The organism is Anaeroplasma sp., assembly GCF_034179385.1.
In the GTDB taxonomy this organism is placed as follows: Bacteria; Bacillota_I; Bacilli_A; order Acholeplasmatales; family Anaeroplasmataceae; genus Anaeroplasma.
In genome coordinates, this window is sequence record NZ_JAXFPY010000077.1 from 64,701 (window position 1) to 83,573 (window position 18,873).

Genomic DNA, 18,873 nt, shown 5'->3' on the forward strand with positions numbered 1-18,873 from the left:
TTCGACAGTTGATAAACAAAAAAATCCGATTTATGGCGCAACTAAGCCATTTTTCGGATTTTTATATTTTTTAAAATGTGGTATGTAAAGTATGTTTATATATTTTTTTTATTTTTTGTTTGAACTCGGCATTATCTTTTAATATCTTTTATAAAAAGCCATACTATGCAATATCTTTATAGGAAGTGTTTCAATATCTTTTTTGTAACATTTGCTTTTTTAATTTTTTAATGCGGTGTTGCGGAAATGTTTTTATAAATATTGTTGCATTTTGTTGCGGTCTCACTCTAAACTCTAAATGTAGCGAATATATAAAGATCAAGTGATATATTCTGCTTTCATTCCATATAACTTGAATTAGCATAGAAATAAAAAAAGCACAAAGAAAGAAACATTTTATAATTAAACTATTGAAATTTCAAAATGAAATTGGTAAAATAAATTTGAACTTGATATATGGTGATAGGAGGTGGACTTTATGTCAAAGTTTGCAGAAACAGTTAAAGAGTTATTAAAAGAGAAGAAACTTAATCAAAAAGAACTATCAAGGATGAGTGGAGTCTCTGAACCATCATTATGCAGATATCTTAGCAAAGGCATAGAACCTAGAATGGATATCGTTAATAATGTTTCTATGGCTTTAGGTGTTTCATCTGATTATCTTTTAGGAGGTGAAAGCCGAGAGCGTGAAATTGATCCATACGTTGAAACAAGAAATATTGTAACTCGTAATAAAGCAAAACTTACCGTTGACCAAAAGGCGGAAATTCTTAAGATACTCTTTGGCGATAAATAATGTTGGATGCTGAAAGATATATTTCCGCAGAAAAAAAGCATTGGAGTTGCTGATTGATTATGAATATATTGAGTTCCCGCTTGATGTGTTTGAATTTGCTAAAAAAGTATTCGGAGCTGAAATTATAAAATATTCATCACTTCCAAAAGAAAAGCTTATTGAACTTAATAAGTTTAAGGAATTGGATGATAGTTTTACAGTATTCGAACATATAAGCGATGGAACGATTCATTATAAAGTTTATTATAATGATGACAAACCTTATTACAGACAGCGTTATTCAATTGGACACGAAATAAAACATATTGTTTATGGAGAAGAAAATCCGACAGACGAGGAAGAATTACTCGCGGAATATTTTTCTAAAGTACTTCTTGCCCCTAAGTGTATGGTTATTTTAGCAGAAGTGTGTTCGCCAGCTGAAATAACAGAAAAATTTGGGATTGGTCCTCAACCAGCCTCTTATCATTTTTCGACTATTCAGAAGAGAATGGAAAAATATGGTAAGGAAATGTTTGAATACGAGAGTGAGTTTTTAAAACTCAGAGATGAAATCATTGAAATAAAGAAAAAGGACTGAATGTACTGGTAATACATTCAATCCCGGTAATCGTGAATAAACCCGACTCACACTTATAGTTTATCATGATTGCTCTTATATTTCAACAAATTTTAATATGGCGGGAAATGACTGTGTCATAAAAATTATTATAAGGAGAATTAAAAATCATGATAAAAAAGTCAAAAACTCCCTATGTAAGGGACGTTTACTTAGCATACCTCATTGCTAATGCTAGACGTACTAAGACGGATAATTATCCGATAATTGAGGAATGGATGGTAGCTGCTGAGCCTCCTAAAAATATAGTGCAGTGGGATAGAAGAAAAGATGTTATTGACCCTAAAACTACAGGTATGAGCTTTTATTGCTGTGATTATGAATTTCAACCTATCCTGGGTAATCCAAAGAGATATGTTGAAAAACTTAGAAATTATCAGTGCGTATTAGGAATGGATGCTTCACCATATGATAACATGCCGATTTGGGTCCAAAAAAGTCAGATAGGACTTAATTTAGGAATTACATATTACTATGGTTCTGTTGGTATAAAAATTATACCAAATGTTAGACTAGGTGATAATAGAACACTTTCTTCGTTGGAAGCATATCCCAAACATACTCTAATAGCAGTAGGTACGAATGGTTTTATTAAAACTCTTGAAAATAGACAAATATTTGAAGAACAATTGTCTAGAGTCATAGAAGCCTTAGAACCAATAGGCATATGTGTTTATGGTTATGATTTACATGAAATATTTTGGAAGGCTGAGTTTTTGGGCATTCCAATATATCAATACGACTCTTATACTATGATAGAAAATGAAAAAGATAAGATAATAAGAATGAATAAGGAGGTACCTAATTATGAAGGGTAGAATTTCCTTATTTTCAGGTAAACACGACGTTGCAATCGGTGACGCCAATTCTATGCCAAGGACAGGCGAGAAATCTAAATTTGGAAAATATATTGCTAATAGACCAGATGTTGATCCAAACGGAATGTTTGATGTTATAGCGCATGGAGCTACTACTTTTATCGAAGTTTATAGTGGTGGAAAAACATATAACGTAGATGCAAGAGAAGCTGCTAAATTGATTAGAAAACAACCAGGCTTCAAAAAAGCAAGATCAATAAGATTGTTATCATGTAGTACAGGTGCTGATCCAGAAGGATTTGCTCAACATCTCGCAAATGCATTGGGTAAACCAGTTTATGCACCAAATAATACAATATACTCTTTATCCAATGGTAGATATTGGATAGGTAATATAAGTCCTTCTGTAAAAGGGGATTTTGTTAAATATGTTCCAGGAGGTATAAAACATGGAAAAAGAAAATAAATATTATTGTCCTGATTGTGGTACTGAAATGTTAGCTGTTTATGAGAAACCTGCATTAAATTTGACCTGTCCTAATTGTGGTTGCAAATTAGCTACTACAAAGTGGGAAACTATAGATTTGGATGAGACCATATATGAGATTGAAACATTATCAATTAAAAATCCATCTCTTGACCAAATTAAAATTTTTGCGAAATTAACAGGTAATAATTTTGTTGTAAGTAAAGATTTAATAAAAAAAGGATATTCTGTATTTAAGGGGCATGCAAAGAATTTGAAAAATACGGCAAAAATTCTTGATGCGCATTCGTTTAAATATAAAATAATTCCGGATTATCCATATGAAATTAGATAAGTATGTTGAATATGTTGTCTAATCAATTCATTTCTTTGAAAGAAATTGAACGCAATGTTAAGCAAATATTATATTTAAATAAAAAAAATAACAATATGTAAAAAATCAGTCTTAAAAATGAGGCTGATTTTGTTATTTAGTGGCGTTCCCGATGTGATTCGAACGGCACAACCTTTCGCTTAGGATTTTGAAAATTTGATAAAAATATCTTTTATAGCATCAAATGTCTTATATGAATTATACAACTTCTTGTAAAATGCCATATATCTCGTACAATTTACATAATTTTTTATTTATTAAAATGTAGTATGTAAAATGTATTTATGAAATTTTTTTCATTTTTTCTCTTCGATTAAACGTTAGATAGGAAATACTCAAATTGATTTTAATGCGAAAAGACGCTTTTTACAAGGCTTTCAAAAAAATATAGAAAATAAAAGAGATTTACTTAAGTAAATGTTTGTAATGTATAGAGATTTTAATTGATTTGTAGTATAATGTATCTATATTTTTTTTAGAGGTGAAAGTTATGGCAGAAATTAATAACTTTATTAAAACAATAATGCAGAATGACCTAGATTCTGGTAAGGTTGATGAAATTATCACAAGATTCCCACCAGAGCCTAATGCTTACCTACATATCGGTCATGCAAGAGCGATCATTACTAATTTTGAGCTTGCAAAGGCATTTAATGGAAAAACAAATTTAAGATTTGATGATACAAATCCTGCTAAGGAGGATAAGGAATTCGTAGAAGGTATTATTGAGGATTTAGCTTGGTTAGGCTATAAGCCTGCAAATATTTTCTATGGCTCTGATTATTTTGAAGCTACCTATCTAAAGGCCATCGATTTAATTAAAAGAGGTCTTGCTTATGTAGATGACCTATCTCAAGAAGAAATTTCGAAATACCGTGGTACATTAAATGAGCCAGGTAAGAATTCTCCATATAGAGATAGAAGTGTAGAAGAGAATTTAAAGCTTTTTGAGGAAATGAAGGAAGGCAAATATGCGGATGGTGAAAAGACTCTAAGAGCTAAGATTGATATGGCAAGCCCTAATATTAATATGAGAGACCCTGTAATGTATAGAATTCTACATATTAACCATCATAGACAGGGCACAAAATGGTGCATTTTCCCAATGTATGATTTTGCACATCCATTACAGGATTCCTTCGAAGGAATTACACATTCCCTATGCTCTTTAGAATACGATAACCATAGAGTATTATATGATTGGGTTGTAGATAATTGTGGAATTGAAAAGAAACCACATCAGTATGAATTTGGTAGATTAAATATTACGAACACTATCATGTCAAAAAGATATTTACGTGCACTTGTAGATGCAGGTAAGGTATCTGGCTATGATGATCCACGTATGCCAACATTATGCGGCTTAAGAAGAAGGGGATTTACTCCGGATTCTATTAGAAACTTCATCTTAGGTACTGGCTTATCTAGAGTGAATTCTACGGTTGAGGCAGAACAGCTAGATGAGGAATTAAGAAGCGATTTAAGATTAAAGGCTATAAGACCAAATGCAGTTATCAATCCAGTAAAAGTGATTATTGATAACTATCCAGAGGGTAAGGTTGAATGGCTTGATGCGCCAAACAATCAGGAAAATGAGGAATTAGGATCAAGAAAAATTTCCTTCTCTCGTGAGGTTTATATCGAAAGAGAGGACTTCATTGAGGAAAAGCCTAATAAGAAGTGGAAGAGACTTTCTTTAGGTGTTGAGGTAAGATTAATGAAGGCATACTTCATTACTGCAAATTCTGTTGAGAAGGATGAGAATGGTAATATTACTGTAATTCATGCAACCTATGACCCAGAAACAAAGAGTGGTGAATTCGATGGTAGAAAGCCAAATGGTAATATTCATTATGTAGATGCATCTAATGCAATTCCTGCAGAATTCCGTCTATTTGAGCCATTAATGCTAGATGAAACAGAGGAGAATAAGGATTTAGATTTCATGGAAAGATTAAATCCAGATTCTATTCATGTATTTGAGGGCTTTGTAGAAAAATCTCTAGAGGATACTAAGCCACTTGATCATTATCAGTTCATCCGTAATGGATATTATTGTACAGATAAGGACTCTACTAAGGATAAGCTTGTATTCAACCGTACATGCGGATTAAAGAGTTCATTTAAGCTATAAAAAATAAATTAAGGACTGTTTCTACAGCCCTTAATTTTACGTAAGAAATATATTTTTTGGAGGAGATATATTATGTTAAAAACAGTAAACTTAGGATTACAATATGGATCTAGAGTTTTATTTAAGGATGTTAATATTACCTTTAGCAAAGGAAATTGTTATGGAATTATTGGTGCGAATGGTGCTGGTAAATCTACGTTTTTAAAGCTATTGAGCGGAGATATAGAATCTACAACGGGTGAGGTTTTAATGGATAAGAATGAAAGAATGTCCATTCTAAAGCAGGACCAGAATGCTTATAATGATGAAACAGCAATTCAAACCGTATTATTAGGTCATAAAAGATTAATGGAAATTCAAAAGGAAAAGGATGCCCTTTACGCAAAGGAGGACTTCAGTGATGAGGATGGCATTAGAGCCTCAGAGCTTGAGGGTGAATTTGCAGAGCTTGGCGGATGGGAGGCGGAAAGTGATGCAGAAACCCTACTTGCAGGCTTAGGTGTAGATTCAGATTGCTACTACAAGCAAATGGGGGAATTAGATGCGAAGGTTAAAATTAAGGTTTTGCTTGCTCAAGCATTATTCGGAAACCCAGATATCCTGCTTTTAGATGAGCCTACCAATAACTTAGATTATAAATCTACAAGATGGCTTGAGAATTTCTTGCTTAATTTTGAAAACACAGTATTAATTGTTTCCCACGACCGCCATTTCTTAAATAATGTATGTACACATATTTGTGATGTTGATTTTGGTAAAATCAAGCTTTATGTAGGTAATTATGAATTCTGGTATGAATCAAGCCAGCTTGCCTTACAACAGGCTAAGGATTTAAATAAAAAGAATGAACAAAAGGCTAAGGAATTACAGGAATTCATCGCAAGATTTAGTGCGAATAAATCAAAAAGCCGTCAGGCGACATCTAGAAAGAAGCTATTAGAAAAGATAACACTGGATGATATTGAACCATCCTCAAGAAGATATCCATATATTGGATTTAAGCAAAGTAGAGAGGTTGGTAATGATATTTTAATCGTCGAAAAGCTTACGAAGCCTGGTGTATTTAAGGATTTAACCTTCACGGTAAATAAGAATGATAAAATAGGTATTTTATCTGAAAATACACATCAAATTCAAACTCTATTTAATATTTTAGCTGGCAAGGATACCGATTATACAGGAAAATTTAAATGGGGTATTACAACAAATGTAGGATATCTACCACAGGATAACAAGGAATATTTTGATAAGGATTTAAATATGATTGATTGGCTTAGACAATATTCTAAGGAGGATCAAACCGAATCCTTCATCAGAGGCTGGCTTGGTAGAATGCTATTTAGTGGCGATGAAGCATTAAAGAAATGTAATGTTTTATCTGGTGGAGAAAAGGTAAGATGCATGATGGCAAAGCTAATGCTTGAATGCCCTAATGTATTAGTGTTAGAAGATCCAACAAACCACCTAGACCTAGAATCGATTACAGCACTCAATGAGGGTATGCTAAATTATAAGGGTAATATTTTATTCTCAAGCCATGATGCAGAGCTTTTAGAAACCGTTTGTAATCGTATCATTTCTATCCATAAGGATGGAAGCTTTATCGATAGAGTAACAACATATGAGGAATTTTTAGAAAAGCAGGAGTAATTTATGGATTTACTAACGAATCTTAATCCAGCCCAAAGGCTTGCTGTTACAACAACAGAAGGACCCGTTATGGTAATGGCCGGTGCGGGCAGTGGAAAAACAAAGGTATTAACCACTAGAATTTCATATATCATAAAAGAATTAAAGGTGATACCCTCTAAGATTCTTGCGGTAACATTTACGAACAAGGCAGCTCTTGAAATGAAAAAGAGAGTTGCGGATATGCTAGATATAAATACCGATTATATGTGGGTATCTACCTTCCATTCCTTTTGCTCAAGGCTTTTAAGAATGGAAATTGATGCTTTGCCACCCTATAATAAAAAATTTAACATCATAGATGAGGATGACTCCTTAAAGATAGTTAAGAAGATTATAGAGGATTTAGATTTTGATATAGATTGTAAGCCAAAGGTTATAAGAGAATTCATTTCAAAAAGTAAGAATTTTAAAAATTATAATGTGAACGATCCACGTCTTTTACACATATTTACTATTGTAAATCAAAAATATGAAGAAAGATGTAGGGAGGATAATTTATTAGATTTTGATGATTTAATTATAAAAACGATTGAGTTATTTCATAAGAATCCTAAAATCTTAGAAAAATATCAAAATCAATTTGACTATGTATTAGTCGATGAATTCCAAGATACAAATGCCATGCAATATGATTTGATGACCTTACTTGCAAGAAGGAATAGAAATATATTTGTCGTTGGTGATGATTTTCAATCCATTTATTCCTTTAGAGGAGCTAAGATTGAAAATATAATGAAATTTCAAGCAGAATACAAGGATTATACATTAATATTACTTGAAGAAAATTATAGATCTACAACACAAATTCTTGATTTGGCGAACAATATAATTTTAAAGAATCCAAATCAAATCAAAAAGATTATGTTCTCAAATAAAAAGGTTGGTCCAATCCCCAAATATTATAGAGCTACAAGCTCCTATGATGAAACCATTTTTGTCATAAATAAAATATTAGAGGGCATAAGAAAAGGAAAGAAATATTCTGATTTTGCAATCATCTATCGTGCAAATTCTATTTCTAGAAGCTTTGAGGATCAGCTTGTTAAAAACAAGATTCCTTATACCATTTATGGAGGATTATCCTTCTTTTCTAGAGCGGAAATCAAGGATATGAGTGCATATTTAAGATTATTAATTCATCCTGATGATGATTTTTCCTTTGATAGAGTAGTTAATGTACCTAAAAGAAAAATAGGTAAAAAGATATTAGAAAATCTTAAAATAAAGGCATATGAAAAAGCATTACCCTTATATGATGCAATAGATCATTATTCAGGCAATGGCATTGCGGCAGACAATTTAAGAAAATTTAAATCTACTCTAGATGAGATAAGGGATAAAATAGAGGAATTATCCTTGCCGGAAATATTAAAGGAAATCTATGATAAAACAGGCTATGATGATGAAATAAGAAAGGATATGGATTCCTATCAGGACAGGTTCGATAATATTAAAGAATTTTCCTCAGTACTAAAGGAGACAGAGGAGGAATATGAGGATTTAGGTTTAACGCACTTTGAAATGCTTGAGAATTTATTATTTGATTTATCCTTAAGAAGTGAGCATGATGATACAAAATCTGATGAATCTGTTCGTCTTACAACCTTCCATCAGGCTAAAGGACTAGAATTTGATACTGTATTTATGGTAGCTATGGAAGAAGAAATCTTCCCAGGAATTAATATTATATCCAATGAGGATTTAGAAGAAGAAAGAAGAATTTGCTATGTCGGCATCACAAGAGCTAAGAATGAGTTATATCTTACAAATGCTGAAAATAGAATGAGATTTGGTAGAACAGAATATATGGTACCCTCTCGCTTTATTAGCGAAATGGATTCTAAGCTATATGAGAATTTAAGAGGCACAAAGCCAAAGCCTAGGGTAAATCTTGGAGAATCTACTACCTTTGCATCCTTCACCTATAAAAAGGAAGAAAAAAAGGAAAAAGAGGTAGTATCCGATATTTCCTATCAAATTGGAGATAAAATTAATCATAAAGCTTTTGGAGATGGCTTAGTAGTACAGGTATCGGGTTCTACAATTACCGTAGCCTTTAAGGTTCCATACGGAGTAAAGGTATTAAATGGTAATCACCCATCCATAAGAAAAATATAGTTTTTAAAAAAGATTGAAAGAAGTTGTAACATGAAAAAAAATTTTTGTATTGTATTATCCATATTAATGATATTTCCACTTTTATTTCTTACCTCCTGTAAAAAGGAATATGATAGCTACTTAGGAATATGGCTAACTCTAGATGAGAGTGTAATAGGGGAGAATAAATATTATAAAACTGTAGAGGAATTAGAGAAAATTCGGGTAGAATTAAATGTAGAATATTATGTAGATGCCTATTCTACAGATAAGGTCATATCTCATTTAAATGGGGAGGTTCCCTTCTATTTTAGTATTACCTATAAAGATGATGCTACAAAGTTTTATCGAATGATTAATGTTTATTATGGAAAAAATGGATATTATCTAGTCTATGAGGCACCAACAATCCCATATAAGCACCCATTAAATCCAACAGCAGCTACGCAAACAATTAGGAAAATTAAGGAACAAACAATATATTTTGTATATAGATATGAATCTTTAACAACCACAGAATAAAAGTCATTCAAATGAATGGCTTTTTTCATAGAAAAAAGACGGTTCCTATGCTATAATAAATTACGTTATCGAGGGGGAAGCAGTATGGATGTTAAAGAAAGAATAAATGAACTAAAGGAAAAGCTAAATGAAGCGTCTATCGCTTATTATGTAAACGACAATCCGATTATGGAGGATTATGAATATGATAGGCTAATGGAGGAATTAATTCATTTAGAGGAAGAAAACCCAAGCTTAAAAACTATAGATTCACCAACACAAAGAATTGGTGGAGAGGTATTATCTAAATTTAAAAAGGTTACACATTCTGTTAAAATGATGTCCTTAGCGGATGCATTTTCCTTTGATGAGCTAAGAGATTTTGATAAAAGAGTCAAAAGTGTTGCAAGGGATGCAACCTATTGCGTTGAGCTTAAAATTGATGGATTATCCGTTTCCTTAAAATATGAAAATGGAATATTCGTTCAGGGTGCAACTCGAGGTAATGGTACAGTGGGTGAGGATATTACGCATAATGTAAAAACAATCAAATCTGTACCACTAAAATTAAAAACACCACTTACAACAGAGGTTCGTGGTGAAATATTTATGCCAAAGGCATCCTTTATTGCTCTTAATTTAGAAAGAGAAGAAAACGAAGAGGAGCTATTCGCAAACTGTAGAAATGCAGCTGCAGGATCTGTAAGACAATTAGATAGCAAAATTGCAGCAAAGAGAAATCTAGATACCTTCCTTTATTATTACCTAGATCAAAATGTCAAAACTCAGGTAGAAGCACTTGAGGATATGAAGAGCTTAGGCTTTAAGGTTAATCCTTTATATCGCCATTGTAAAACTATGGATGAGGTTATTGAATATATTTTAGAAATGGGTAAAAAAAGACCAGATTTACCATATGATATTGATGGAATTGTGCTTAAGGTAAATGAAATGGATCTTCATGATATTATCGGTGAAACCGTGAAATACCCTAAGTGGGCTATCGCATATAAATTCCCACCAGAGGAGGTTCACACGAAATTATTAGATATTACCTACCAAGTAGGTAGAACGGGTGTGATTACTCCTGTTGCAAACTTTAAGCCAGTCTTTGTACAGGGCTCTTTGATAGCTAAGGCAACCTTACATAATGAGGATTATATTAAGGAAAAGGATATTCATATTAACGATACCATCGTCATTCGTAAGGCAGGAGATGTCATTCCTGAGGTTGTAAAGGCTATTCCTGAGGAAAGAGATTTATTCTCTATTCCTTTTGAAATGATTAAAGAATGCCCATGCTGTGGAAGCAAATTAGTAAGAAAGGAAAAGGAAGCGGATTGGTATTGCTTAAATCCAGATTGTGAGGAAAAGCTTATCAATAAGCTTATTCATTTCGCATCAAAGCCTTGCTATAATATCGATTCTTTAGGTGATAAGCTTGTAGAACAGCTATTTCAAGCAGGCTTTATTAAAAGAATTCCGGATATCTTTAATTTAAAATTTAATTATAGTGAATTAATTCTATTACCAGGCTTAGGTGAAAAGAGTATTGATCATTTACTTTTTGCGATAGAGGAATCTAAAAAGAATAATTTAGATCAACTCATCTTTGGTCTTGGCATACGCCATGTAGGTGCTAAGGCTGCAAAATCCTTATGCAAGAGATTTAAAAACATAGATGGAATGCGAAATGCTACCTATGAAGAGGTTGTAAATATTCCAGATATTGGACTTGTTATTGCATCGGATTTCATCGAATGGATGCAAAATGAAGCAAATAGAGAATTGATTGAGGAATTAAGAGCCTTAGGCTTAAATATGGAATATGATTTAGGTGAAATAAAGGAAAACTATTTTACAGGTAAAAAATGTGTTTTAACAGGTACATTATCTTCCATGGGAAGAAGTGAGGCAAAGAAGCTCATTGAATCCTTTGGAGGATCCTTAAGTGAATCTGTAAGTAAAAAGACAGATATCCTAATTTTAGGTGAAAATCCTGGCTCGAAATATGATAAGGCTAAATCCTTAGGTATTTATATCATGGAAGAAGCTGAATTCAATGAAAAGATTAAGGAATAAAATGAAGAATTATACCGTTCGCTTTGCGCTATCTATGATAGTGATTATTTTACCAATATTAACCATAATCCATGGAATTATCCTATTTATACAAACATTAAAACAAGAATTCAGCATGAATGTTTTGGGTAAAGAATTATTGGTATTAGGAATATCTTTAATTTTGGTTTTCTTCATTTTGCTTGGTATAGGATACTATTTGTATAAGAAAACAAATTATGAAATAAAGGAAGAGGCTAATACGATTTCTAATGGAATCGTATTAGCTAGAAAGAAGGATATATATAAAATTAAAGCGAGAAGATTTATATTCCTATATTCTTTCTCTATATATTGTAAGCCATGGCAAATCTTTGCCTTTATTAGCTATTATTTTTCCTCTAAGAGTGAATGTATTGAATTTATAAATAAGAATTCATCCTTAAAGGAATATATTAGAGAAAAGGATTTAATTAATCTAGGCATTAAAAATATTTGAGGTTATTATGAACGATAAGTTAATTATAAGAGGAGCGAGAGAAAACAATTTAAAAAATATTGATATTGAGCTCCCTAAGAATAAATTAATAGTTATGACTGGAGTATCTGGTAGCGGTAAATCAAGCTTAGCCTTTGATACGATTTACCAGGAGGGCGAAAGAAGATTCGTAGAATCCTTATCTAGCTTTGCAAGACAATTTATTGGCTCTAATGAAAAGCCAGATGTCGATTCCATCGAAGGATTATCACCTGCAATATCCATTGACCAAAAGAGTGCCTCTCATAACCCAAGATCTACCGTAGGAACGGTTACAGAAATATATGATTATCTAAGAGTATTATTCTCAAGAGTAGGTACTCCATATTGTCCTGCTCATCATATTCCTATATCCTCCTTATCTATCGATCAAATTGTCGATAAGATTATGGAGCATCCAACAGGTACAAAGCTTTATATTACTGCACCTGTAATCTTTAGACAGAAGGGTGAGCACAAGGGAATTTTTGAAAAATATTTAAAGCTTGGCTATGTTCGTGCCCTAGTGGATGGACAAATGCTTGAGCTTGAGGATGAAATTCCAAATCTTGAAAGAACCAAGAAGCATAATATTTATATTGTCCTTGAGCGTTTAGTCATGAAAGAAGGCGTAAGAAGCAGAATCTTTGATGCAGTTGAGCTTGCAGTTAAGGAATCGGATGGCTACTGTGTGCTTTATAGTAATGACCAAGAGGAATTCTATTCTACGAAGCATGCATGCCCTGAATGTGGCTATAGCCTTGCCTCACTTGAGCCTAGAATCTTCTCCTTTAATTCACCTTTAGGTGCTTGTCCGGATTGTAATGGACTTGGTAAAAAATTATCCATTTCAGAGGAATTAATCGTAGATAAGGATAAATCTATCAACAAGGATGCAATTACAGTTTATAAAAACTGGGAGAAGGATAATTTGACAAGAGTTGAATTATTACAAACCTGTGATCATTATAAGATTGATAGAAATAAGCCATTTGATAAATTAAGTGATAAAGAGAAAAAAATCATTCTTTATGGTTCTCCAGATATTATTCATTTTAAGATGAACGCATCGAGTGGTAGAAATCATGACCATGATGATTATTATGAAGGAGTAATTACAAATTTAAATAGAAGATATAGAGAAACGACCTCCGATTGGATTAGAGATTGGATTGAAGGATATATGGTTGAGCGTACCTGCGATACTTGCTTAGGTAAAAGATTAAATTCCTCTATCTTAAATATCTTTATCAATGATAAAAATATTGCAGATGTCTGCAGTATGTCCATTTTAGATTTATATAATTGGTTTGGAGAATTAAAGCTATCTATAGAAAAGGCAGAAATTGCCAAGCAGGCAGTTAAGGAAATAAGAGATAGATTACATTTCCTAATTAATGTTGGATTAGATTACCTATCCTTAGCTAGATCTGCAGATACTCTATCTGGTGGTGAGGCACAGCGTATAAGGCTTGCAACACAAATTGGTTCACAGCTAACAGGAGTATTATATGTACTAGATGAGCCATCGATTGGACTTCATCAACGTGATAACCAAAAGCTTATTCATACATTAAAGGAAATGAGAGATTTAGGAAATACTTTAATTGTTGTTGAGCATGATGATGAAACCATGAAGGAAGCTGATTGGCTTGTAGATATTGGCCCTGGAGCTGGTATTCATGGTGGACTTGTTGTGGCAGAGGGTACTCCAAAGGAGGTAATGGAAAATACAAATTCGATTACAGGTAATTATTTATCTGGTAGAATGAAAATCGAATTACCAGAAAAAAGAAGAAAGCTTACAGGTAAATATATAACGATAAAGGGTGCAGAGGAAAACAATTTAAAGAAGGTAAATGTTAAGATTCCACTGGGAATTTTAACTGTAATTACAGGTGTTTCTGGCAGTGGTAAATCATCCTTAATCAATGAGGTTTTATATAAAAATGCGTATGTAAAATTATATAAGGCAAATCGAATTTACCCAGGAAAATGCCAAAAAATTGAGGGTTTAGAGAATATTGATCGTATCATTCAAATCTCTCAACAGCCAATAGGTAGAACGCCTAGATCCAACCCTGCAACCTATACAGGTGTATTTGATGATATTAGAACCCTATTTAGTGAAACTACAGATGCAAAGATTAAAAATTATGACAAGGGCAAATTTTCCTTCAATGTAAAGGGAGGAAGATGTGAGGCTTGTCAGGGTGATGGCTTAAAGAGAATTTCTATGCAATTCCTACCAGATGTTTATGTACCTTGTGAGGTATGTAAGGGAAAAAGATACAATTCAGAAACTCTAGAAATCAAATTCAAGGGTAAAAACATTTCTGACGTCTTAGATATGACCATTGAGGATGCACTTACCTTCTTTGATGCCTTCCCTAAAATCAAAAATAAGCTACAAAGCTTATTTGATGTAGGCTTAGGCTACATGAAGCTTGGTCAATCCTCTGTTGAGCTTTCTGGCGGTGAGGCACAGCGTGTAAAGCTTGCTTATGAGCTACAGTCTAAAATCTCACCGAGAACTCTATATATTCTAGATGAGCCAACCACAGGCCTACATGTTCATGATATAAAGAAGCTTATGCAGGTTATTGGAAGAATTGCAGATCAAGGTGCAACCGTACTTATTATTGAGCATAATTTAGATGTAATTAAAATGGCAGATTATATCATAGATATGGGACCTGAGGGTGGAGATAAGGGTGGTAATGTGGTATTCGCTGGTAGACCTGAGGATTTAGTAAAATGTGAAGAATCCTATACTGGTAAATATCTAAAACCATTTTTAGAGAAATAAGAATTTATAATAATGCTATATGTGTATGTCCATGTATAGCATTTTTTTCATGTCAATATTATTAAACATGTAGCATTTCTATAATAGCTATTTAAAAACACTTAAAAATCTTTTATAATTGAATTAGAAATAACGATTCAATTATAAGGAGGAATTATGGCAAATACTGGCTTAAAACCCCATACAAAACAATTCGAGGAAAATATAGATAATGGAGCTAAAATGTATGTAAATTTATGTTCTATTGATGCAAATACAATCGTAGAATTACCGATTTTTACAACATTTGGTGAACGTCAATTAGAATTAAAATTGTATTATAATTATCAAGATAGAAATGTGCTAGGATTCTTTGGAAAGGGAGCTCGTTTGAATATATTCAAATCCATTCGTTTAAATAATAACATTATGACCGTTACAAATTCTGATGGTTCTATGGATGATTATACGTGTTATGAGATTTGGAATTATGAAACGAATTGTAAGATGAGAAGAATACAAGATGGACTATTACATTACGATTTACAGGATAGAAAAGGAAATATCTATGTATTTGATAGTGCGAATGCAAAATTCCCATCCAAGATTAAAAAGAAAAACACAACAATATATACATTAAATTCAAATAGTGGAGTAGTAACTACAATAAATAACGGTATGGGAGATGAAATCGCATTTATATATAATAGCTCTCATATCGTCACAAGTATAACCTTTAGACATTATGGTTCAATAAGATTAAAAGCGGATTTGATATATACGAATAATACAATTTCTAAAATCACAACAAAAAGAGTGAATGGATCAAGTGAATATATCATAAGCGAGACAAATTTAAATATTACCTCATCTAAAATAAGTCTATATAATGGAAAAACAACTTCTAAGGTAGAAGGAATTCTATCGAATAATAAAGTGACTTCTTTGAAAAAATACTTAAATAATACACATATTTATACGACAACTATATCCTATCTGTCGAATAAAACTTTAGTAACAGATTATTTAGGGAATCACCATAGAATTGAATTCTATGAGGGTAAGCCTGTTTATGAATATGATACCTTGGGCAAGGTATTAGTAAGAGAATATGACGAATATAACCATGTAGAAAAGGAAACTCCTTTTCTTGATTTAAACCATTTAGAGGAAAGTATAATTTCACCTGATTTTACATTATATGATAGAAATAATATTTTTTTAGGATTAAATACTCCAGAAGAGCCATTTTCAAATTTAAGTTCTTATTTTGTAGAACCATCTGGATCATATCCCCATTTAAGCAAAAAAATATCCCATCATGGGTTGGGAACAGATATTCTTTCTTTTCTTTTGTATTTAAAATCCTATGATGATGTAATCAATGATTCTTTTATATTGATTCTTTTATCTATTTATGATAAGGGTAAAGTTGTGAACGAGGAATCTATTACTATAAGAAAAGAGAATTTAATTGGCTATTATAGACCAATAAGATTAATGTTAAAGGCAATGTATAGCTATGAAGAAATAGAACTACAAATACATTTTTCAGGAATTGGTAGATACATTTTTACAGGCTTAAATATAGGAATGGTAGATTATGGTACATCCTATAGTATGGATGATATAGGAAATATTCATCATATATCTGCTATATATCAAGATATAGAAATGGAATATTATTATGATACAAACATAAAAAGCATAAGAGATAATGCATCCTATTATAAGCAAAATTATGATTATGATGGAAATCTAACTTCATGTATAGATCAGTATGGCGCAAAGGCTCAAATGACCTATAACAATAATCATTTAATGAAAAAAAGAATAATGAATAAAGAAGAGAATAAGATATTAAATGAAGAATATACCTATTCTATGGGAATGATTGCAAGCTATAAGAATGAGCTTTCTGATATAACAACATATGCATATGATACTTATGGAAGATTATATAGCATAACAAATCCAAAGGATGATAAAGTTACGTATAGCTATGATAATTATTATAATATTAGCTCAGTAAAGTATTCGAATAGAGAGGATGATATTACTTATTCCTTAAGCTATAACACAAACAATCAAATGGGAAGCACTACAGGACCAAATGGATCTAATTATAGCTTTTCCTATTATAATAATGGAAAATTAAAGGAGGTTAAAATAAATAATATATTGATTTTATCCATAAGCTATAATCAAAAATTTTTCATAGAAAATATAAAGTATAATGAAGGATCCGATGGCTACTCATTCACCTATAATTCAGATAATAATTTAGAAAAGATATATTATATATTTCCAAATAATACTAGAGAATTAGAGTTCCAATATGAATATAATTCAAAAAAGGAATTCATAAAGGTATTCGATGGAAATAATAAAATATTAAAAGAGATAAGCTATGATTCTTTTGGTAATGCATGTAAAATTCAAAAAAGCTTAGGAAAAATAGAATATGTTTATGATGATTTCGTTCATATTACAAACACAAAAAAAGAAATATCCAATAACAAAATATACGAATCCTTTAATTCAAGAATAAGATCGAGAAAGAGGAATGTGGAAGCTATTTTGCCTTATATACAAAAGACCCCTTTATATGGAGCTACTATATTTAATAATACAACGGATTTAGTTGGATTAGATTTTGTTATAAGTAGTAGTACTATAGATGGAATAAGCTATGCCTTTGATAAGGTTCCCTGTGTACTTTTAGAACAGGGATTAGATTATGGAATAAATAGCACATCCTCTAGCATTTCTTTTTGGTTTAAGCCAAATAACGAAGAAGGAAAATATATATTATCCTTAGGAAATGATGTCATTAATATAAAGATAGTAAATAACCATGTAAAGATATATGATGGAAATACATTGATGCATACATCCATGTATGAAATCAGAAATGAAGAATGGAATTTCTTTAGCTTTTCCTTCAATTGTTCTCAATCCTTATATCAATTAATGGTAAATGAAAAATTGGAAAGATTTGGGTATAATGGGAATATTATAACGAGATTGCAAGAGAATTCAATATCCCATATAGCAAGTAATTATCAAGGCAATTATGGCATTTCCAAAATAACGTGCCTATCCATTGGGCATGAGATGATAGTACCTTATTATTATTTACATGCATATTATTTATCCACAAAGGAATATATTATAGAAAACTTATTAGAGGATAACTATGGTACAGTAGAAATATCGGATACAAATCTACATACCATAAATCAAACATTTATAAATCAAGCAGAAATATATCCACTTGAAAATAATGTGAACTCTTTAAACGGAAAAAAACCTACAAGATTCAATATAAGAGATTATGCATCATATGATAAGGATCGAAGCTTTAATTATAATAAGGAATTGAAGCATTATGCCTATATCGCAGATGGCGCTGAATTGGTATATTCGTTAGATATATATAGCCATGGAACGATATATATGAATGCTTATATCGACGGAAGAAATGAAAAACAATATTTCTTTCAAATCGGAGATTTTACAGAGACTGTTTTAGGATTATATAGAAATGAAAGTGATTTATTTATAGAGGTAAATGACCAAATTATAGAAACTAATATTTCCTTTAGTGATAGAACCATGCATTCTATTGGGTTATCCTATAATATATATAATTCATATATAACGATACGATTATATCTTGATGGACAAATGTATATCTATACAAGAAATGTTAGCCTTATACTTTCAAGTTTAAGCATTATGGTAGGAAGAAGATTTTTAGATGATGTTTGGACAAACATATACCTTGGGGATCTTATAGAAAATTATCCACTTTATGGTCAAATATCAAATTTAACCATACTCGATATGTATTTGGATGATACCTCGCAATGCTTGAATTTATTTCATTCCTTGTCAAGTGCATTAGTAGATTATACCAAAACAACACATTTTAATAATTTAGGAATGGTATTTAAAAAAGAGATTCATAAATCGAATCAAAGAATT

General features: G+C 31.6%; 13 protein-coding genes. All 13 read left to right on the forward strand.

All coding sequences use genetic code 11. The features are described from left to right. Positions 1–478: 478 nt before the first annotated feature. On the forward strand, positions 479–796 hold the full coding sequence (locus tag SPJ17_RS05215) for a helix-turn-helix transcriptional regulator (protein ID WP_321093293.1): 318 nt from the start codon (positions 479–481) through the stop codon (positions 794–796). A 40-nt stretch (positions 797–836) separates the two neighbouring features. Further along, positions 837–1,376, forward strand: a complete 540-nt coding sequence (locus SPJ17_RS05220; RefSeq protein WP_321093294.1) for an ImmA/IrrE family metallo-endopeptidase — start codon at positions 837–839, stop codon at positions 1,374–1,376. A gap of 149 nt (positions 1,377–1,525) precedes the next feature. Beyond that, positions 1,526–2,233: a DUF4417 domain-containing protein gene (locus SPJ17_RS05225; RefSeq protein WP_321093295.1), complete on the forward strand. Its 708-nt coding sequence runs from the start codon at positions 1,526–1,528 to the stop codon at positions 2,231–2,233. Beyond that, a complete protein-coding gene (locus SPJ17_RS05230) occupies positions 2,223–2,699 on the forward strand; it encodes a hypothetical protein (protein ID WP_321093297.1) in 477 nt (158 codons plus the stop codon). Before SPJ17_RS05225 ends, SPJ17_RS05230 begins: the two co-directional genes overlap by 11 nt. Continuing rightward, on the forward strand, positions 2,683–3,054 hold the full coding sequence (locus tag SPJ17_RS05235) for a hypothetical protein (RefSeq protein ID WP_321093298.1): 372 nt from the start codon (positions 2,683–2,685) through the stop codon (positions 3,052–3,054). The genes SPJ17_RS05230 and SPJ17_RS05235 overlap by 17 nt, the downstream gene beginning before the upstream one ends. 529 nt (positions 3,055–3,583) lie before the next feature. Continuing rightward, on the forward strand, positions 3,584–5,227 hold the full coding sequence (locus SPJ17_RS05240) for a glutamine--tRNA ligase/YqeY domain fusion protein (protein WP_321093300.1): 1,644 nt from the start codon (positions 3,584–3,586) through the stop codon (positions 5,225–5,227). Positions 5,228–5,299: 72 nt separating this feature from the next. Next, positions 5,300–6,877 carry an ATP-binding cassette domain-containing protein gene (locus SPJ17_RS05245; protein WP_321093301.1) on the forward strand — a complete coding sequence of 526 codons (1,578 nt, stop codon included), beginning with the start codon at positions 5,300–5,302 and terminating at the stop codon, positions 6,875–6,877. A 3-nt stretch (positions 6,878–6,880) separates the two neighbouring features. After that, positions 6,881–9,037 (forward strand): UvrD-helicase domain-containing protein, encoded by a 2,157-nt coding sequence (locus tag SPJ17_RS05250; protein WP_321093302.1) that lies wholly within the window; start codon positions 6,881–6,883, stop codon positions 9,035–9,037. Positions 9,038–9,067: 30 nt separating this feature from the next. Next, positions 9,068–9,538 (forward strand): hypothetical protein, encoded by a 471-nt coding sequence (locus tag SPJ17_RS05255; RefSeq protein ID WP_321093304.1) that lies wholly within the window; start codon positions 9,068–9,070, stop codon positions 9,536–9,538. 84 nt (positions 9,539–9,622) lie between these two features. Next, positions 9,623–11,599 carry an NAD-dependent DNA ligase LigA gene (gene ligA / locus SPJ17_RS05260; RefSeq protein WP_321093305.1) on the forward strand — a complete coding sequence of 659 codons (1,977 nt, stop codon included), beginning with the start codon at positions 9,623–9,625 and terminating at the stop codon, positions 11,597–11,599. Beyond that, positions 11,580–12,077, forward strand: a complete 498-nt coding sequence (locus tag SPJ17_RS05265) for a hypothetical protein (protein WP_321093307.1) — start codon at positions 11,580–11,582, stop codon at positions 12,075–12,077. Before ligA ends, SPJ17_RS05265 begins: the two co-directional genes overlap by 20 nt. Before the next feature lie 7 nt (positions 12,078–12,084). Next, entirely contained in the window at positions 12,085–14,904 is a 2,820-nt protein-coding gene (gene uvrA, locus SPJ17_RS05270) for an excinuclease ABC subunit UvrA (protein ID WP_321093308.1), read from the forward strand. Between the two features lie 156 nt (positions 14,905–15,060). Further along, positions 15,061–18,873 (forward strand): hypothetical protein (locus SPJ17_RS05275; RefSeq protein ID WP_321093309.1); only part of this gene is annotated, 3,813 nt, incomplete at its 3' end.